Annotated in this window: 18 protein-coding genes and 1 pseudogene; 9 read left to right on the forward strand and 10 right to left on the reverse strand. The window is 48.2% G+C overall.

Going from position 1 to position 19541, the window contains the following annotated elements; all coding sequences use genetic code 11:
• Positions 1 to 547 precede the first annotated feature (547 nt).
• On the forward strand, positions 548 to 730 hold the full coding sequence (locus QMA35_RS10475) for a hypothetical protein (RefSeq protein ID WP_281647100.1): 183 nt from the start codon (positions 548 to 550) through the stop codon (positions 728 to 730).
• Positions 731 to 854: 124 nt separating this feature from the next.
• The gene (locus QMA35_RS10480) at positions 855 to 1910 is read left to right on the forward strand and encodes a hypothetical protein (protein WP_281647101.1); all 1056 of its coding nucleotides are present in this window, start codon (positions 855 to 857) and stop codon (positions 1908 to 1910) included.
• Between the two features lie 106 nt (positions 1911 to 2016).
• Here QMA35_RS10480 and QMA35_RS10485 read toward each other — a convergent pair whose 3' ends face one another.
• On the reverse strand, positions 2017 to 2166 hold the full coding sequence (locus QMA35_RS10485; protein WP_281647102.1) for a hypothetical protein: 150 nt from the start codon (positions 2164 to 2166) through the stop codon (positions 2017 to 2019).
• Positions 2156 to 2302 (reverse strand): hypothetical protein, encoded by a 147-nt coding sequence (locus QMA35_RS10490; RefSeq protein ID WP_281647103.1) that lies wholly within the window; start codon positions 2300 to 2302, stop codon positions 2156 to 2158. Before QMA35_RS10490 ends, QMA35_RS10485 begins: the two co-directional genes overlap by 11 nt.
• A 292-nt stretch (positions 2303 to 2594) precedes the next feature.
• On the opposite strand from QMA35_RS10490, the gene QMA35_RS10495 reads away from it, so the two are divergent.
• Positions 2595 to 3071, forward strand: coding sequence for an Mpo1-like protein (locus QMA35_RS10495; protein WP_281647104.1), 477 nt, complete (start codon positions 2595 to 2597; stop codon positions 3069 to 3071).
• 14 nt (positions 3072 to 3085) lie between these two features.
• On the opposite strand, the gene QMA35_RS10500 is transcribed toward QMA35_RS10495, so the two are convergent.
• The gene (locus QMA35_RS10500; RefSeq protein WP_281647105.1) at positions 3086 to 4264 is read right to left on the reverse strand and encodes a dicarboxylate/amino acid:cation symporter; all 1179 of its coding nucleotides are present in this window, start codon (positions 4262 to 4264) and stop codon (positions 3086 to 3088) included.
• Positions 4265 to 4392: 128 nt separating this feature from the next.
• Between QMA35_RS10500 and radA the strand changes: the two genes are divergently transcribed.
• Positions 4393 to 5769, forward strand: a complete 1377-nt coding sequence (gene radA, locus QMA35_RS10505; protein WP_281647106.1) for a DNA repair protein RadA — start codon at positions 4393 to 4395, stop codon at positions 5767 to 5769.
• On the opposite strand, the gene QMA35_RS10510 is transcribed toward radA, so the two are convergent.
• Positions 5770 to 7830 carry a protein kinase gene (locus tag QMA35_RS10510; RefSeq protein ID WP_281647107.1) on the reverse strand — a complete coding sequence of 687 codons (2061 nt, stop codon included), beginning with the start codon at positions 7828 to 7830 and terminating at the stop codon, positions 5770 to 5772.
• A 146-nt stretch (positions 7831 to 7976) separates the two neighbouring features.
• Here QMA35_RS10510 and thiE point away from each other — a divergent pair, with 146 nt between their 5' ends.
• The 3 genes from thiE to QMA35_RS10525 are packed head-to-tail and all read left to right on the forward strand — an operon-like array spanning position 7977 to position 10571.
• Entirely contained in the window at positions 7977 to 8621 is a 645-nt protein-coding gene (gene thiE, locus QMA35_RS10515) for a thiamine phosphate synthase (protein WP_281647108.1), read from the forward strand.
• Between the two features lie 34 nt (positions 8622 to 8655).
• A complete protein-coding gene (gene hemL, locus QMA35_RS10520; protein WP_281647109.1) occupies positions 8656 to 9939 on the forward strand; it encodes a glutamate-1-semialdehyde 2,1-aminomutase in 1284 nt (427 codons plus the stop codon).
• Positions 9939 to 10571, forward strand: coding sequence for a hypothetical protein (locus QMA35_RS10525; RefSeq protein WP_281647110.1), 633 nt, complete (start codon positions 9939 to 9941; stop codon positions 10569 to 10571). The genes hemL and QMA35_RS10525 overlap by 1 nt, the downstream gene beginning before the upstream one ends.
• Before the next feature lie 65 nt (positions 10572 to 10636).
• Here QMA35_RS10525 and QMA35_RS10530 read toward each other — a convergent pair whose 3' ends face one another.
• The 6 genes from QMA35_RS10530 to QMA35_RS10555 all read right to left on the reverse strand — a co-directional run bounded on the left by QMA35_RS10530 (position 10637) and on the right by QMA35_RS10555 (position 17560).
• Positions 10637 to 11605 (reverse strand): CAP domain-containing protein, encoded by a 969-nt coding sequence (locus QMA35_RS10530; RefSeq protein ID WP_281647111.1) that lies wholly within the window; start codon positions 11603 to 11605, stop codon positions 10637 to 10639.
• A gap of 92 nt (positions 11606 to 11697) precedes the next feature.
• Entirely contained in the window at positions 11698 to 12018 is a 321-nt protein-coding gene (locus QMA35_RS10535; RefSeq protein ID WP_281647112.1) for a DUF1820 family protein, read from the reverse strand.
• 89 nt (positions 12019 to 12107) lie between these two features.
• Entirely contained in the window at positions 12108 to 13691 is a 1584-nt protein-coding gene (locus QMA35_RS10540) for an FGGY-family carbohydrate kinase (RefSeq protein ID WP_281647113.1), read from the reverse strand.
• A 24-nt stretch (positions 13692 to 13715) separates the two neighbouring features.
• A complete protein-coding gene (locus tag QMA35_RS10545; RefSeq protein ID WP_281647114.1) occupies positions 13716 to 15314 on the reverse strand; it encodes a glycerol-3-phosphate dehydrogenase/oxidase in 1599 nt (532 codons plus the stop codon).
• Positions 15307 to 16926: an FAD-binding oxidoreductase gene (locus QMA35_RS10550; RefSeq protein WP_281647115.1), complete on the reverse strand. Its 1620-nt coding sequence runs from the start codon at positions 16924 to 16926 to the stop codon at positions 15307 to 15309. The genes QMA35_RS10545 and QMA35_RS10550 overlap by 8 nt, the downstream gene beginning before the upstream one ends.
• 187 nt (positions 16927 to 17113) lie before the next feature.
• A complete protein-coding gene (locus QMA35_RS10555; RefSeq protein WP_281647116.1) occupies positions 17114 to 17560 on the reverse strand; it encodes a YiiD C-terminal domain-containing protein in 447 nt (148 codons plus the stop codon).
• Positions 17561 to 17755: 195 nt separating this feature from the next.
• Between QMA35_RS10555 and QMA35_RS10560 the strand changes: the two are divergent.
• A pseudogene (locus QMA35_RS10560) lies at positions 17756 to 17914 on the forward strand (Rid family hydrolase); the annotation flags it as partial.
• Between the two features lie 243 nt (positions 17915 to 18157).
• A complete protein-coding gene (gene miaB, locus QMA35_RS10565) occupies positions 18158 to 19522 on the forward strand; it encodes a tRNA (N6-isopentenyl adenosine(37)-C2)-methylthiotransferase MiaB (RefSeq protein WP_281647117.1) in 1365 nt (454 codons plus the stop codon).
• Positions 19523 to 19541: the final 19 nt, after the last annotated feature.

A 19541-nucleotide genomic window follows, 5' to 3' on the forward strand; every position in this document is an offset into this window, starting at 1 on the left:
ATCTGAACATACAGGCTGGCCGTGCTCCCATGCAATTTGAACATATGATCTCAGCCTGAAAACTCACACATTGGGTAACACTACAATTGTGATGTAAAGTAGAGGGGAGATATCACAGAGATTATCTCCCCTTTTATTTGTATAGCGCTGGACTGGATATACACTTCACTTCTAAAGCATGACATTTCATCTACGATCAGCTTTCCTCCAAAAGAACATAGTCTTTATTCAGAATACCCTTGAGCAATCTTATCCGTACCTCCTCAGCAGGAGTACCACATAAACTATCGACAATAGTTCGTGAGCACCGCCCCTTTATGTAGTATGAAATACTCGTAATTTTCATCAACAGACATTTTGGCATTAGCATCTTTTTTATCGCAGACAAACACTTCCATTTCACTACGTAAGAGCAATTCCTCTCAGCCCTTATCGGTATATAGGATTGGATTGCGACCTGCAGGTACAGCCATCTATCGCTTCGAAGAAAAGATTGAAAGATTGAAAAGTTGAAAGGGCGACCCTTTATCCCGGCAATGTTGTTCGTATGGGTGTAGAAGCTGTGCCTTTGCAGCTGGCTTTTGGGCGTATTCTTTTCGATAGCGAGGTAGATATTAATGCCAGAATTACTGGTGGCTTGGTTCCGGTGACTGTGGATAAGTATGGTTTGTTCCAGTTGGAAGTACCTATGGACACTCCAGCTATTCGTCTTGAGCTGGACAATGGTTAGGCCTGTCGCCTCGAATTACCACAGAATAACTCTGAAAGTATTTTACGATTGGGTACTATCAAGCTTTCAGAAATAGATTGTCAGCCTTGGCTGGATGGTGAGCTGGCAATAAGTAAGACGAGTAATGATTAAGTATCTTTCCTATCAACGTATTTTCTGGTCAGTGTTGTTGCTTATGCTGACTGCTTTCTGTTTGCCTGTCATGGGTGATGATGATTGTGATCAGAATGCGATAGCCGATTGTGATTTTGAGGGGACTGCCGCTTTAAAATTGAAACGGTTGTTCGATATTGACATGGGCGAGTGGAGTGGTCACTCCCTGTTGGAAGGTGTGACTCAGCCTGCTCAGGATGGCCGTCGCTTTTGTATTATTGCTTATAACGAACTGACTCCGCGGGTTATACACGACTACAGTGTTACAGCGTCAGCAGAGTCGATAGGTGGTAGACCTTCCGCTGTTGATGGTGAATTTGTGCTTCGGCAGGGAGATAACATACTCCCTGTGAGCTTGAGACTGAAAGGTATGGGGCCTGCCGTTTCAATCATTGACTATGAGCTTACCCCTGGTATTGCTCTGTCTGTTCAGGGTCATAATACCTATACATCGTGTATAAATTATGAGTACGTTATTCAGGTTCAGGTGAGTCGAGATGATGTTTTGAACTATGGTGCTTCCGGTTCTTATCGGGGTAAGTTCAGTATCGGTGCTTTTACGTTTATAGATGGGAAATTACTACGGGTTCAAGAAAACTTTACTGTCTCGATGACTGTTACACCGGCCTTTCAAGTTAACAAGCTGGATGATGTGACTTTGAATGAAAACCAAACCACACCAGATGGTCGGGTTTACCAGGATATGCACTTTTGTGTATTTGCCATGGGGGAGAGAAACTACCGACTTTCACTCAGCTCGCAGTTAAGACCAGCAGAGCCCTTTACTTTGGATAATGGGGTTGGTCGGGCCTTCCCCTATAGAGCAAGGGTGCGGCTTGATAATGGCAATTGGGATGATTTTATTGCGCCGGGTTCAACCGCCGATGGTACCCTGAAAGGTCATAATACTTTGAATTGTGCTGGTGGGGAAAATAGTACAATCCGTATCGACTTTGCGGGTGCAGATACCCCGACGCAGGCTGGTTTTTATCGGGATATTATGGAAATTGTTGTCGGGCCGGAGTGAGTTCTGGCTCTTAGTGGGGCGTTCGGTCTGGAATCACAAAGCGAGAGTGTAAATCTAACAGTGTCTCTGCCGTTGTTAAATAAATCCAACTAGCCGGTCTTCAAATTCAATCATGAATCTGTTCAAGGCCGGTTTCCAGTTCCGTGTTGAGTGCAGTTTCCACGGTGACTTTGGTGAGCATCTGCCTGAAGTCGTTCAGAGTATGCTCAGTTTTGATGGATTTGGCAGCTTCTTTAGCGAAGGCTTCAATCTTCATTCATGATTTGCCCAGACAGGACTATTCTTTGCCCGGCCGCTTCCGGCCGCTTCCGGCCGCTTCCGGCCGCTTCCGGCCCTTCGGGGTGTACCTGGGTGAGATCATTGTCCAGTAAAGGTTTTTGAAGCGGACGCATTGACCCTGCGCCTGAGGCCGGAACTTTAACGCATTGACTACCATAAACACTTGAGGTTCCAGCAAGAGCACTGGCAGCAGCCAAATTGCCCAAAAAGTCTCTTCTCTTCCTATAAATTCCGTAACACAGCCACTGTCAGTTTCTAGACCTCAGAGAAAGCTATTTAGTGAGAAAGCTATTTAGTTTCAACACCACCACTCACTGGTTAGTGAAAAAAATGCACTACCGTTACCTTTCTTAATGTGAATAAAATGTAGTCACCGAAATCAAAATAATAAAAACGGAGTGAATGATGTCTGGAAAAACAGCCGATCAGTGGTTTGAAGAATATGGTGAAAGCCATCAGAACAAACTCAACAAAATGATTCACTGGGTTTGTGTGCCGTTGATTTTCCTCGATATTATGGCTCTTCTCTGGTCAATTCCGGCTCCAGCGGCATTTGCTGAAATCCATCCTTACCTGAATTGGGCCACACTATCCTCCCTGTTTATTCTGGGCTTTTATATTCGTCTTTCTTTCACTTTGACTGTGGGAATGGTGGTTCTCACTCTGTTGTCATACACCTTGATTGTTGGATTTGAATCCATGGGAATTGCTCCCTTATGGTTGACAGCCGCTATCGCTTTCGTTGTTCTATGGACTTTACAGTTTATTGGCCACCACGTTGAGGGCAAAAAACCTTCATTTCTGGCCGATCTGCAATATCTGATGATTGGCCCAGCCTGGTGTCTGGGCTTCGTTTATCGCAAGGTTGGTATCCGGTACTGAGAAACGAACGCTTCCTAATCGTCCATCTGCCGGGGGTCTCCGGCAGAATCCCATCTGTCAGCACCGATATGATCAACTATCGTCGCAATTGCCCCATCCCCCATTACATTACAGGCCGTTCCAAAACTATCCTGAGCAAGATAAAGGGCAATCATCAGAGCGACTGCTGAATCATCAAAACCCAACATACTGACCAGCAAACCAATAGATGCCATAACCGCGCCACCGGGTATCCCCGGCGCCGCAACCAGCGCAACACCAAGAGTTATAAGAAAAGGGAAGAAAGTTCCGAATCCAACAATGCCAGACGCAGACATCATCATAACGGCAGAGGCACAAACAGTCAGAGTGATGGCACTTCCGGAAATATGAATAGTGGCACAGAGAGGGACTGCGAAATCTACCACATGAGCATTAATCCGCAGCTTTCTTGCACAGTCCACAGTCACAGGTATAGCGGCGGCACTTGAGAGTGTCCCCACGGCAGTAATATAACTGGGCAACATAGTTCGCATCATACTGAGAGGGTTTCTGCCCGTTCCCGCACCAACCATGGTGAACAGAATTAGCAACCATACCCAGTGCAAAGTGATGACCAGCCCAAGAACCCAGGCAAAGGTTTTAATCGTCGAAAACACTGTGCCAGACGCCCCCATTTCGGCAAACACCGCACAAATGTAATAAGGCAGCCCTGGAATAATTAAACGCAGCAAAACCAGCTCTACAACATCACGGGACTGATCTACGAGTTTTAATAACTCCTTGCTGCGGGTTACAGAAATACCCATACCAAACATGAACGCAGTAACCAGCGCCGTGGCAACGCCCATGAGTGGTGGCAAATCGATAGAAACCCAGGGAGTAATGGTGGCCCCTTGATCAAGGCTGCTAGTAGAGGAGCCCACCAATACAGGAAGGATTTCTACGGCCACCAGATAGGCAAGTACTCCAGCAACAATGGTTGAGGCATAAGAGAAAAACAGCGTAACCCCAAGCAGGCGCCCAGAGCCTTTCTGCATACTGCCAATACCGGACATAACATAAAACAGAATCAGCAATGGAACGGTAAAGTTCAGGAACTCGCCAAATACACCTTTGAAGGTTACCAACACTTTGGTAACAACTTCGGGCGCGTACAGCCCAACGAACACCCCAATAATAATCCCCAGCAACAATCTGATTATTAACTTCACGTTTGAAATAACCTTTCTTGTCAATATTGGGAAAGCATAGACCGCTAAATGAGTTTCTACTGTTGACCCATCCAGCCAAGTGACCCAAGAATAGAACCCGTAATTCATGACTTTAGAACTTCACACGAATGGCAAAAGCAAAAAACCGTAAGGCCTTTGTTTGCACAGAGTGCGGCAGCGACTCTTCGAAATGGCAGGGGCAATGCCCCGACTGCCACGCTTGGAACACGTTTAAAGAAGTGTCTCTCGGCTCATCCCGCCCACATCTCGCTCATGCTTCTAGCAGCCGGGCAGGTTTTGCGGGAGCTTTAACTGCTGTTCAAAGCCTCTCAGACGTCAGTGTGGAGGAAGCACCACGCTTCAGTACTGGCTCACAGGAATTCGACAGGGTTCTGGGTGGTGGCTTTGTGCCCGGCAGCGCTGTTCTTATTGGTGGTCACCCCGGAGCCGGTAAAAGTACGGTTTTATTACAGACTCTGTGCCACGTCGCTTCCAACATGAAGGCACTGTATGTATCCGGGGAAGAATCCCTGCAACAGATTGCAACCCGCGCCAAACGTCTTGAACTGCCCACTGATCAACTAAAAATGCTGGCAGAAACATCTGCCGAAAAGATTGTGCAGGTGGCCGAGGAGGAAAAGCCCGGCATTATCGTGATCGACTCCATCCAGGTGATGTTCATGGAGGGTGTGGACTCCGCTCCCGGCGGGGTTTCCCAGGTTCGTGAAACTGCGGCGTTTCTGACTCGCTTTGCCAAACAAACTGGCACTGTTTTGCTGATTGTCGGACACGTTACCAAAGATAACTCTCTGGCCGGCCCTATGACCCTCAGCCATATCATCGATACACAAGTGATGCTGGGTAACACCGATGACTCCCGCTTCCGCATTATGCGCGCCACCAAGAACCGTTTTGGGCAAGTGAATGAACTGGGTATTTTCGCTATGACCGAAAAAGGCTTGAAGGAAGTGAAAAATCCTTCAGCCATATTTCTATCCCGGGGCGATGAAGCCACATCCGGCAGCATTATTAATGTGCTCTGGGAAGGTACCCGTCCATTACTGGTGGAAATTCAGGCTTTGGTGGTGGAATCCCAACTGGGTAACCCTCGCCGTGTAACAGTTGGAATGGACCAAAACCGACTGGCCATGCTGCTGGCCGTGCTCACTCGCCATGGTGGAATTTTTACCAGCGATCAGGATGTATTCCTTAATGTTGTTGGCGGTGTGCGAATTACCGAAACCAGTGCAGACCTTGCCAGCCTGCTGGCTATTGTTTCCAGCTTCCGGGATATACCTTTGCCACAGAATTTGATTGCCTTTGGTGAAGTAGGTCTGGCCGGAGAAATCCGACCTGTAGCCAATGGTCAGGAGCGGATTATTGAAGCTGTGAAACATGGGTTTAAGAAGGTGATTGTCCCTACAGCCAATAAACCCAGAAAACCTACAGAAGGCGTTGAAATTATTGGCGTGAATAAGCTCTCAGAAGCTCTCGAGGCAATTTAATTAATCGCACTCTGCCGGTTGCTGTAAAAAAGGGTCTAACAACAGCTGGCTGGCAGAAGGACGCTGATTTTTATCAGCGCTCAGCATTCGGTTCAGCAGATAAAATACCCCCTGTTCTTTTTCAAGAATCCTTTCCGGTTTTATATAATCCCCCAATACAAAGTTGTGTTGCTTTTCGTTGGCATTTCTCAGCATTTTCCAAGCTATACTGCTTCCCTCCACTTCGAGGTACCTAAGCCAATAGACACCTGCGGTACCAAGCCCCCAAATATCAACAGCCTCAGACACCGCCGCCCCTTTTAACCTTTCCGGGGCCCGGTAGCACGGATTACTTTTAAAAGAGAAGGCCGTGCCATTTTTATCCAGATGTCTGGCGGAGCCCAGATCACCAATTTTTATAGTACCGTCCGTACCTTTAAGAATATTGGATGCGGTGATATCAAAATGCCCACGATTTGATTGATGGATTGCCTCAATACCTTTCAGGGCACCTGTCATGTATTCCCGGTACTCTTCAAAATCCACCGGCAATTTTGCAGAAGTATCGTCCCCTCCGTATTCTGTAATCATAATCAGGCGCGCCTTATCGCTACCGGGATTTTCTATCCAACTGTCGTGTGATTTTATTATATGTTCACTGTCCAGCTGGGAAAGGGTTCTGTTCTCTCCAGCGAGATCAAAATAAGCGTGTTTATCTGAGTCATTAATGGGGAGCCAGGGTGCCGTTTTTCTTACCCAGAATTTTCCGGACTTATTCTTAACACGCTCAACAACTGCTATGCTCCCCTGACTACCCATCCGTTCTTTTAACGTTTTATCGTATGTGTATTCACTTGCTTTGTGGTACCAGTCGTTAAAGGATTCAAAGGCAACTCCAACGAATTTTTCAGCAAAAGCAACGGCCACTTCATGCAACAGGGCTTCAGCTGCTAATGACGCCCAATAAGGGAAATGTATCTGCCCGGATTCCAGATCGTGTAAGGATGTATAAACGCTATTTGTCATAAACATTGTTCCCGGCAGCCCTGGTGACCAGGAACGATTGTTCACTACTCTGAGAAGACCATTGCCACTCCCCTGATCGGAAGGTGATATAAACCTGCTTTCCTTCATACTGCCGTACATGGCATTGTCAGAAACCTGGAGGGAATCTCTCGCCTCACATGTTGTTTCCGGGTTCTTAATAATGGTTTCTATGCAACGCAGAGACTCTGGAGAGACTGCAGACACCAGTTCTTCATTTCCAGTGTTTTCAGAGTAAGAATCCCGCAACCAGGAAATAAGACTTTTATTCGTACCCTGTTCAGGATGATGCAAACTTTTCTCCTGCCAAACGCTTCCTTGTTCTGTTTGCCAGAGCCACTTTAATTGCAGTTCTCCATTCTCACCTTCCGCCAGCCAGAGTAGCTCCACTTTGTTGTGCATAAGAGTATTTGTAAGGCTGGCAAATGATGCTTCCCATTTCGTGAGCGGGGATGAAAGTAGCACTGTTTTCAGCGGCGTGATTTCTATTCGGGAACCATTGCCAAACCCGGATGAAACCCCAAGCAGAACATTTATATTCACCGCCTGATCCAGATATTTCCCAGGATACAAAGGCACCCTGCCAACACGCTGCCTGCCGTAGACATTCATAAACCGGTTATAAGATTCATGGTACAGCGCAGCCGCTCCCCGGCAGCCCCTCAAAATCAGATTAAAGGCATACCAAGCCTTTAAAGGCATTAGCAGAGTTCCATCTCTATACCATCTTCTCAGCTGTTTATAGGTTTTTTGAGAGAGCCATTCGTCTGAAACGGCTATTCCTGCCGTAATCAGGTGGTGCATTAATTTTCGATAAACAACTGACGCACTGGCCTGTAACAATGTGCTGACTATTTGTGATGGCAGGTAAATATCTGGCAGATAGAGGGTGTAATTACCGTAACGAATAAACGTTCCAGCCGCTGTTACATAAATAGGAGATGAAGAGAAGTGATCAGATTCCTGATAAGAAGCCTCCGAAAACGCCGGAAAAGAAACAAGGCAGAGAAAAACCATTATTCGGGCAGCGCAGCTCAACTGTTTTTCTTGCTCTTTATTAGGAAGAGCGGCAAGACTAGCACAGGTTCTTCCTGCTTCCCGGCTGTTACAAAGTCAGGACTTGTTTTCCTGACATCCCCCCCTAACAATACCCACCAATTATTGATTCAGGTTTCAGGTTTTCTATGTCCACTCCTGTGCTCCGCGGTCTGTATGGTGTGACCGACTCCAAACTCACGCCCGATGACAAAACCCTGTGTGAGCGGGCAACCGCCGCCATAGAAGGTGGCATGACCATTCTACAGTATCGGGATAAAAGCGAAGATCAGGAGCGTCGCGTACGTCAGGCTACTATGCTCCGGGAATTGTGTGACGAGGCTGGCGTTCTATTTCTTATTAATGATGACGTTGATCTGGCCGTGGCCAGCAAAGCCCATGGCGTGCATCTTGGCCAGAGTGACGAAGGCTTAATCAGCGCACGCCAGCGTTTGGGAAAGCAGGCCATCATAGGTATTACCTGTGAAAATTCCTTATCACTTGCTCGTACTGCCAATAATCAGGGTGCGGACTATATTGCCTTTGGCCGTTTCTTTCCTTCGCTGACAAAGCCTGATGCCAAACCCGCTCCTCTCTCTTTGCTCCATGAGGCACGTGCTGAATTCGACCTGCCTGTGGTAGCTATCGGTGGTATTACCAGAGATAATGCAGCCCAATTAGTGGAAGCCGGTGCCGATATGCTTGCCGTCGTTAATGATCTGTTCTCTCCAACAGAGCAAACGACGATAACTCGTCGTGCCCAAAGCTACACCAAACTTTTTAAAGACTGCTGAATAGCAGCACTCTGAGATTAACAGGATCACAGATATGAGTCGTTCCGAAATTCTGTTTGAACAGGCCCGGCAACATATTCCGGGCGGAGTAAACTCCCCGGTTCGCGCTTTTAAAGGTGTTGGGGGAACCCCCGTCTTCTTCCGGGAAGCCACTGGTTCAAAAGTTATTGATGAAGACGGCAAAAATTACATCGATTACGTTGGCTCCTGGGGGCCAATGATTCTGGGACACAATCACCCAGACATTATTGCCGCAGTTCACAAGCAGGTTGATCTTGGCCTGAGCTTTGGTGCGCCAACCGCTATCGAGATTTCCATGGCAGACCGGGTTTGTGAAATCGTGCCCAACATGGAAATGGTGCGTATGGTGAACTCCGGCACCGAAGCCACTATGTCTGCTATTCGTCTGGCTCGTGGCTACACTGGCCGTGACAAGATCATGAAGTTTGAAGGCTGCTACCACGGTCATTCCGACTCTCTATTGGTAAAAGCTGGTTCTGGCGCACTGACTCTGGGAATCCCTAACTCTCCGGGCGTTCCTGCAGATCTGGCCAGGCACACTATCACGGTAACCTACAACAACTTAGACAGCGTGCGTGCCGCTTTTGAGGAATCCGGTTCCGAGATTGCCTGCATTATTGTTGAACCTGTGGCTGGCAATATGAACTGCGTTCCTCCTGTTCCCGATTTTCTGGAAGGTTTGCGCAACATCTGTGATGAGTACGGCTCTGTTCTTATCTTTGATGAAGTTATGACTGGTTTCCGTGTGGCACTGGGTGGTGCTCAGGAACAGTACAATGTTAACGCTGACCTGATCACTCTGGGTAAAGTTATCGGTGGCGGCATGCCTGTTGGTGCCTTTGGCGGTAAGCGGGAAATCATGGAACAGATCGCACCTCTTGGCCCGGTTTATCAGGCCGGAACTCTATCCGGTAATCCTGTGGCTATGACCGCTGGCTTGACGGCCCTGAATCTGATTTCTGAACCCGGCTTCCATAAAGCCATAACTGAACGCCTGACACGCTTGCTGGATGGTTTGAAAGAACGCGCCAAAGCTGCAGGTATTTCTCTGCGTACCAATCAGGTGGGCGCAATGTTCGGCTTGTTCTTTACCGAACAGAAAGAAGTCACCAACTTCAGTCAGGTTATGGCCTGTGACGGTGAGCGATTTAACCGTTTCTTCCACGCCATGCTGGAAGAAGGTGTATATCTGGCTCCTGCATCCTTTGAGGCTGGTTTCATCTCCAGCGCTCACAGTGAAGACGATATTCAGGCAACTTTGGACGCGGCTGAAAGAGCCTTCGCCCGGATCGCCTGATGCCGTATACCTGGACCTCACTGGCAATCTCAGACACCATACTGGCTTTCTCCAGCTTCTTTGGCGTCTTTCTTATGAGCCAGAGTTATCGACTGACATCCAACAGGATGCCAGTCACGGGGATGTTGCTTTCTTTCCTGTTAGTGGGGATCGGGGCTGCTTTGGGCACATTACGGTATGGTTTTTCCCCTGCCTGGGAACAGCCTTATCAAATGATGATGGCTGCCGCTAAGACTCTGGCACCACCATTAATGGCAGCGGCCATGGCCGTATTCTGCTGGAAGTTGCAGTGGAGTCGCCCGGCCTGGTGGCGATTGCTGATTGGTTTGATGGCAGGGTATGAGTTGTCTCGCCAGACAGGTTATGGAGAGCTGTTTCTCGATATTACCGCATTTTCGTCTCTGTTTATCACCACTGCAGCGGCTCTATCAATGACAAAACAGGAGCGAATATTCTCCTTGTTCATGATTGTCGCTGTTATCGCTTATGCGCTGGCAGCATTAGTGATAGGAACAGAAGGATCGCTGGCAGGTTATCTGCGACTGGATCTTTACCGATACCTGCTTGCCCTGGGTAACCTGTTTGCAGCCAGTGGCATTTTTATAATGTTGAAACAGATATTTAAAACCTGATTGAGCAAACTTGTTTGAAAAGAGCCCCGCAAATGTATAAACGTCTTCGGGGCTCTTTTTTCTATCTATATTTTGGCAGCAGTATAAAAAGACCAACTCATAGAAAAAGGATAGTGATCAATCATTGCCGTGAGTCGAACCATGTAATGAGCATTGGTTTTCAATGGTTGCTTGGGAATCCAGGCAAAGTCATAGGCAGTAAATACACGATTAATGTCTGATGTTTTGTCCAGCCTTGGTAACAGAGTGACCTCACGCTCCTGATCATCCGTTAAAACAAAACGAGTTATCGTGATGGTTTTTCCACTCATTTTGGCCGGATTGAAATGTACAGATATAGGCTGCCCCGTTATGTTTTTCGACGTCGGTAGCGGTGCTGGGTGTTCGTTATTAAGAAAGACAGGAGGGACATTTCTCTGCCCCTGCCAGGGATAAATCACATAGTCAGCACTGCCAAGGGCTGCACCGTATCCAATATTGTAAAGTTCACTCTCATCAACAGTTATGTTTACATCACTGCACATACCTTCAAGGTTGCCGGTTATACCCTGTTCACAGAAATTGCGATATCCAGAATAACCCATCACATAACTGTAAAATGGTTTTATACCATTTGAGCTCACAGCTTTGGCGAACCCTGCTTCATCAAGATAAAAGCTCAGAAACCCAAGCCGGTGATAAATTGCGCTCATTAATTCCTGAACGGAATTCTCCCAGGAGCTCTGACCGGTCGACAGGTTCTCAATATATAGACGTGATGGATAACCAGAAAACGCCATACGGTCGCTGCACGTCTTTCCGGTAAACCCTGGATAACCCTCTTTCTCCTGATGCCCACGATCATTATTGAGAGCCATGTAATGGCTATGATTTTTCGCGGTTTCAGTCAGAAGAGGATGAGGTCTTAACGGCTGAAGACCAGCACGGGCTTTATTGATAAATTCCAGCGCAGCCTGAGAGCCATGATCAGCAGAAGATAAGGCCGGTAGAACCGCAAGAAGAATCAAAACAACAAAAGAACGTACTGCCCCCATAAACTCCATACAATACAAGCAAGGATGAATCTGGGATCTTAGACCGGAGAGTTCACTAAAGTTCCGAAAATAACTTCAACACTTACAGTCGGTTACTTGGCAGGACCAGGTGGCATTGGGAATGGAGTGACTTTCTCACCACTGACTGTAGAGATTTTCCCCTGCCCTTCCTTTTCGACTTCATCGATGCGAATAATGGCATGCATAGGGATAAAACTACGCTTAACACCAGAAAATGCTGTTTTCAGTTTTTCTTCAGAAGGATCGACCAGCAGACTGCTACGCTCCCCAAACAGATACTCTTCCACCTCAATAAAACCGTACATATCGCTCTGATAGACGTTACGAACAAAAACTTCGTAGACTTCGCCCTGATTCTGGAAAATAACCTTAAAGGTTTTACTGGCTGCCATGTCTGGTCAAAAAGCTCGTGAGGTTAGAAATAAAAACGGGACGCATCATACCACCGAGCGCCCCGCTTTATAGTGCCACAGAGCAAACACTATTCGGGATAGCCGGTAATCTCCCGAATTTTCTGATAGAGGGGTTTTAGTTGTTTGTACATTTTCAGATAAACCTCAGAGTACAAACGATGGTAGATCTTCACGTTTTCCTGATTGGGCTCAAACACGCGTTCAGCCCTGGTCATAGAATCAATCGCCGAGGGGTAGTCACGATAATAACCAAGCCCTACAGCGGCATTGATGGCAGCACCCAACCCAGAGGTTTCATACGTGTGCGGACGAACAACCGGCAGATTGAAGATATCTGCAGTAAGCTGCAAAGCACCATCACTTTGGGAACCACCACCAGACACCACCAACCGTCGAAGTTTCAAGCGTCCCTTTTTCTCCAGCTTCTCTTTGCCTTCCCGCAAGGCATAGGCCAAACCTTCAACAATAGCACGGTAAACATGAGCTCGGTGATGTACGTCACCAAACCCTATGATGCCCCCCTTGGCTTCTTGATTTTTCAACCCTGGTGACCAGTAAGGCTGAAGCATTAGTCCCATGGAGCCAGCCGGAGCTTCATCGATAAGATCTTCAAACAGTTCTTCCGGAAGAACACCACTGCGTTCCGCGACAGAGCACTCGTGATGACCAAACTGCTGCTTAAACCAACTCACCATCCAGTACCCCCGATACACCATAAACTCACTGTTCCAGGTATCAGGAATCGCGGCGGGCCAGGGAGGAACCAGCAACTGGGGTTCCCGAAATTTGTTGTGAACCACATTGATGGTCGCCGTGGTTCCGTAGCTTAGACAACCGGTATCTTTGTCATAACAACCGGAGCCGATAACTTCGCATGCTTTATCCGCTCCAGCAGCTATCAATGGCAAGCCTTCAGGAATCCCGGTTTTCTCAGCGGCTTCTGCGGTAATGCGACCAAGTATTTCACCCGGCTTTATCAGTTCAGGAAGTTGTTCACGTTTAAGACAGGTAGCCTTCCAGCTCCAGTCCCAATCAGGTGCCCAATCCAGCTTGCGATAATTAAAAGGCAGATAACCAACCGAGCCACCGATTGAATCTTTGTATTCACCGGTCAGTTTCAGGGTATGCCATCCGGATAACAGCAGAAAATGTTTTGTTTTTTCCCAGATCTCTGGTTCATTTTGAGAAATCCAGCGGGAGTAGCATTTACTGCGGAAGTAATTCATCAACCCTTTCAAGCCAACAGCGGAAGCCAGAGGCCCCCACAAACCACCGATAGAGTCATCAGTATTCGCTCGACGCTGATCAAGCCAGACAATGGCGGGGCGCAATGCCTGACCTTTGTCGTCAACACAAACATAAGTGCCGCGTTGGCAAGTAAGGGTTACACCCTTGATACGACTTTTATCAATATCTGTTTTTTCCCATAACTGCTGACAGGCTTCACTCAGGGACTGCCAGTAGTAAACGGGTTCCTGCTCAGCCCAACCAGGCTGACGGGTAAAATAAGGGTCAAGCTCAATCTTGCTTTTGCTGACGACATTACCCTGCAAATCAAACAACAGCGCCCGTACACTTTGGGTGCCGTTATCAATGGCAAGGATCAGGTCAGTGGATGCTTCAGTGTTGTTATTCTTTTTATCTTCCGCCATAAATTCGACCTTAATTAACCACTATCAGGCTGTTTGGTACAGGCTGTATGATTTTTCCCAAAGGGCCTTATATCGTGATTTTTCACTCTGCCAATAGTGCTCAGACCATCCGGCTTCTTCGGCCATAACCTTGCCGACACGATCAAGGTGCTCTCTGGCGCCTTCGGGTAATAAGTTACCAATCCGGGTTCGCCTCAGTAGCAAATCATCCAGATGACGAACCTGTTCTTTAGCTGCAGCCCAGCGTAATTCGAGCCAAAGATAGTCTGTGAAACCAATGCGTGTGAATTCATGATCTTTTGCCAAGGCCAGAACATCTGGTAAGCGGGTTCCAAACCGACCGCGCAAACGTTTCTGCTGCCCAACTTCCAGAGTATTAAACCGGCAATCATTCACCACATCATCATAATTGCGAAACAGCATGGCCTGTGATGCCGGAGCAGGTACAGTGATACCTGGAAGGTATTTTGAAGCTTTCTTTAAAGCATCCCGGGCGATTAACCGGAAGGTTGTCAGCTTGCCTCCACAGACAGAGACCAAGCCATTGTCATCCCAGATAGCGTGCTCCCGGTTCTCTTTGGAGGGATCGATGTTTTTACCGCTGCTAATCACTGGGCGAACCCCAGACCAGGTTGAGGTCACATCTTTTCGCTGAATACCCGCACTGGGGAACTCGCTATTAGCCGCTTTCAGAAGATACACAACCTCTTGCTCGCTGATAGCCGGATCATCATCAAGAGAGGTACTGTGATCAAGATCGGTTGTACCAATCACTGTACTGCCTTCCCACGGGAAAACAAACACAGGGCGCCCATCATCCGGGTGCATAAAACAGCAAGCCTGCGCGACAGGCACACGCCAGCCAGGTAATACCAGATGACTCCCACGCAGGGGCCGAACAACAGGCTTTTGACCAACCTGCTCACGCAGGTTGTCGCTCCAAGCACCGGTTGCGCTGATAATAACTTTTGCTTTCAGGTCTGCACTGGTTTCCGACAAAGCATCTTCTACCCGTACACCACAAACCTGTTGTCCATCTTTCAGCAGTTCAACAACCTTGCAGTAGTTAACCGCGACACCGCCATCAAGGCGTGCCTCATCAAGAGTTCTCAATACAAGGCGAGCGTCGTCAACAAAAGCATCACGAAATGTTGTTGCGCCCTTTAAACCCTCTTGCCGAAGACCAGGAATCAGCTTGTGATCGACAGCCGTTTGGTCAGAGAAACTGTGAGCTTTCTTACCTGCCAGAAAGTCATAAACAGTCAACAGGGTGCCAAACGCTAATGGACCAGGAAACTTGCCCTTGTAGTGAGGCATGGTAAAGCCACCAAGATTTACCAGACCGGGAGCTTCTTTCATCAAACGCTCCCTTTCCTGAACAGATTCTTTAGTTACCCGAATCTGCCCCTGGGCGATATAACGCAGCCCACCATGTACCATCTTGGAGGAGCGGCTTGAGGTGCCCCAGGCATAATCCCGCTGCTCAACTAAAAGAACTTTTAAGCCACAACGTGCAGCTTCACGAAGAATCCCAGCTCCGGTAATACCGCCACCAACAACAATAAGATCCCAGTTGTGCTCCTGCAGGTCACCAATACAGCTGGCTTCAGCAGGGTTAGTCATTACTCTTCTCCTCAAGCAGAACGCCGGGAACCAGACGCTGCTGTGGATCAAAGTGATCACTCAACTTGTACAGAGCAGCCATGCCCAATGGGCCTTTTTCCGCTTTCAGATAAGGAGCATGATCACGACCCACACCATGCTGGTGACTGATAGTTCCACCGTGCTCAACAATAGCCTCAGAGCCGGCACGCTTTAGTTTCTGCCAGCGAGCCAGTGTTTCTTCATAGGTTTTACCGAAGCGGAAGAGGTAAGTGGTGTAAATACTGGAACCCTGTGTATACACATGGGAAAGGTGTGTGAATGTATGAACAACCTCGCCTTCACCCTCTAAAGCTGTGCGCAAAGCACCTTCAATAGAATCAATGGTGGCGTTGGTTTTGTTCCAGTTCACACTGGTTTCCAGAGTGTCTACTGCATAGCCGTGCTGCCAGAGGTTCTCACGCAGATAGGGATAGCGGAATCGACCTTTCTCCCACAGTTTGCCAACACGAGGAGCCAGACCGGTCATGCCGACACCATTATAGTGGCGGATCATTTTATGAGTCTGCTTTTTCGCTGCCCGCACTTGAGCGCAAGTGCCGGTAATACCAAAGGTCACCATGCATTTGCCTTCATCCACACCACGTAAGCGAAGATAACGCTCAAGCCAGGCTACCAGATCATCATGGCCAGCCAGCTTTAACTGACTCCAGGTTTCAACCGCATTAGAGGCTCGCAGCATGGAAAGTTGAAGTTTTTTCTGGGTAGCTTCCCGGCAGAAAGAGTAAGCACTGGCCCAGTCCGGGAAGTAAACAACCAGGAACTCTTCCTTCTCAGGCAAACGGGTAACCCGTACTTTAACCTCAGAAATAATACCGAAACGCCCTTCTGAGCCCATAATCATCTCACGGATGTCAGGACCTGCAGACGACGCTGGAATTGTAGGAATATGCATGGTGCCATCAAATGTTTCCAGACGACCACCGGCAAACATTTGCTCAATGCGGCCATAACGCAGAGATTGCTGGCCACTGGAGCGGCTGGCTACCCAGCCACCAATGGTGGAAAGTTCATAAGACTGGGGAAAATGCCCAAGAACGTAGCCTTTGCTGGCCAGCTGGGCTTCAACCATTGGACCTGGGGTGCCTGGGCCAAACGTTGCGATCTGGCTTTCTTCGTTCAAATCCAACAGCCGAGTCATTCGCTCAAGGCTGACAGTCAGAACAGCCCGCTCCTGCTTCTGCGGATTAATATGCCCCACCACACTGGTGCCACCGCCGTAAGGAATAACGGTAAAGTCTTCGGCGCGAGCCAGATCCATTAATTCCCGAATCTGTTCTGGAGTTTCCGGGAAGGCTACGCCATCAGGAAAACTGCCAAAATCTCCACTCTTCATGGCAATCCAGTCGGGCAAAGACTGACCGCGGGAGTGACGCACGCGCACTTCTGTATCTTTATCAATAAGAGGGTGATCAGGCAGACGGGAAACAGGCACCTGACTGCAAACATCTTCCAATGTCGCTTCTGGAAGGGGGGAGCTGTCGCCTAATGTTTCTTTGACGAAGTCCAGGGCTGTTCCCGTAAGTGGTGGTTTCTCTGTACCGTCGTGACCCCAGCTGTTCCAGTAGCGCATGCTTGACTCCCGCATATTTATGACCCGGCTGAAAGCGAAACCTGCATTTCAGGTTCATACACCGGACTATTGTTTTTATTGACCTTTGCATTCTAGCGGAGACAATTCAGCTGTCACTGACAGGCTACAGATAGTGTCCGTCATTTCCGGCCATACACGAGAGGCGTAGTTTACAAATCAATAAAAATTAAATACTGGATCGAACCTGATAAAGCCCTTCGGTAACAGCGACGACATTGCCTTCGCTATCTTTCAGTTCACCAGTAAGAATAAAGTCGGCCTTGCCGTTTTCCTGCGCGTCTGAGGCGATACGATTGATCTCATCTTTCGCCAGAAGCGTTTCAAAGGTGATATCACCCTTCGCTGGCTTCAGGTATTTAATCGACATATTTTTCAGCAATGGGACATATTTCCCAGGTTCAAAACAGGCCAGAGCCATCACCCCGCCGGGAATCTCTGCCAGAGTGAACATTGCCCCCGCATACATGGTTCCGAAGTGATTCCCGTTACCTTCTGCGGGCATTAAACACCTTACATAACCAGCCTTGGCATCAAGAACTTTTAAGCCCGAACGCTTAACAAACTCTATTTTTTCCTCGGCAAAACCCTTAAGCATGTCTTCTGTTAATTTCATAACCACCCCATTAGCAAGACTGACGACTCCAATCTGCCAGAGTCTAAATGAAGTCATTCACGCGGACACTTACCAGAGAGCCCATTACGACTGACAGGAAACACCTTTTTAGTGGGGAGTTGGATGACGGCACATTAATGAACTGTATTTCACCCAGATGTGATTACTCTGTAAGCAGAACTGCAGGCTGCAATTATATGAAGTGCGTCTGTAATCAGGAATTTTGCCGGAATGAATGAAGTGTGGGATGCCTGGGTGCCAGAAGGTCACGCTCCGGCCCGCGCTTGTGTTGAAGCACGTATGGCTCGCCCTGAGCTGCTGGTTGACGTTTCTGTCATCGCAGCTGAGAAGTAATACTGCTTCGTTTCTGGCAGAGAGTTTGACTCTCTTCCAGAGCTCTATCAGCACAGCCCCCACCTTTTATCCGCATATTCGCTCATTTCTGATAGGAAATAACTCTAAGCTCCCAGCTCAACCTCAGCTATGCACTTGCACAGATGGCTATTATAATGCCCGGATTTCGCACAATAGAATCCAGTAAGTAAACGCTGACATACTTTGTGCTTGCCTTGAAAAACACGGTGACATCAACTGCGCATGGCTACAAAGAAGCTTTTTATCAAGACCCACGGTTGCCAGATGAACGAGTACGATTCTGCCCGTATGGCGGATCTCCTCGGGGAAACCCACGAACTGGAACTAACGGACAACCCTGAAGAAGCCGATGTCCTGCTGGTGAACACCTGTTCTGTGCGGGAAAAAGCTCAGGAAAAACTCTTCCACCAGCTCGGTCGCTGGAGAAAACTGAAAGAGCAGAACCCTGATCTTGTGATCGGTGTTGGTGGCTGTGTTGCCAGTCAGGAAGGGGAAGCCATTCGCAAGCGTGCTGGTCACGTTGATATGGTCTTCGGCCCCCAGACCTTGCACCGTGTTCCGGAAATGATCGATGCGACTAAAAGCAACGGTATTCCTGTTGTTGACGTAACCTTCCCGGAAATTGAGAAGTTTGACAACCTGCCTGAACCCAGCGTTGATGGCCCGACAGCTTTTGTCTCTATCATGGAAGGCTGCAGCAAATACTGCACTTACTGTATCGTGCCTTTCACCCGCGGCGCGGAAGTCAGCCGCCCTTATGATGACGTTATCGCCGAATGTGTAGGCTTGGCCGAGCAGGGTGTTCGTGAGATCAACCTGCTGGGACAGAATGTAAATGCTTACCGTGGTGACCGTCATGACGGTGGTATCGCAGACCTTGCAGAACTGATTACTGTGGTTGCGTCAATCGATGGTATTGATCGCATCCGCTTCACAACTTCACATCCGCTCGAGTTTTCCGACAGCCTGATCGAAGTTTATGGTGAGGTGCCTGAGCTGGTAAGCCATCTTCATCTGCCAGTTCAGAGTGGTTCCAACAATATTCTTGCGGCAATGAAACGTGACCACACTACAGATGTGTATCTGGATAAGGTTCACCGCCTCAAAGCCATCCGCCCAGAGTTAAAGATGTCTTCTGACTTCATTGTTGGTTTCCCAGGCGAAACGGATCAGGACTTTGAAGACACCATGAACCTGATTGCTGAAGTGGGTTTCGACGCTTCATTCAGCTTTATCTTCAGCAAGCGTCCAGGTACACCAGCTGTTGATTACCCGGATGATGTTACCGAAGAAACTAAAAAACAGCGTCTGAAGATTCTTCAGAATCGTATTGATCAGCAGGTTATGCAAATCAGTCGTCGTCTAGTTGGTTCAACTCAGCGCATTCTGGTAACTGGCTACTCCAAGAAAGATCCAGGTCAGCTTCAAGGCAGAACCGAGTGCAACCGGGTTGTGAACTTCCGTTGCGATAACCCACGCCTGATTGGTCACTTTGCCGACGTGAAGATTGGTGAAGCACTGCCCCATAGCCTGCGAGGCGAGATGGTTTGTTCAGAGCTTGACGAAAACTGGTCTTCTGTTGCCTGATCAAGATCAGAATATTCAA

It is taken from the genome of Parendozoicomonas sp. Alg238-R29 (genome assembly GCF_947331445.1).
Taxonomy (GTDB): domain Bacteria; phylum Pseudomonadota; class Gammaproteobacteria; order Pseudomonadales; family Endozoicomonadaceae; genus Sansalvadorimonas.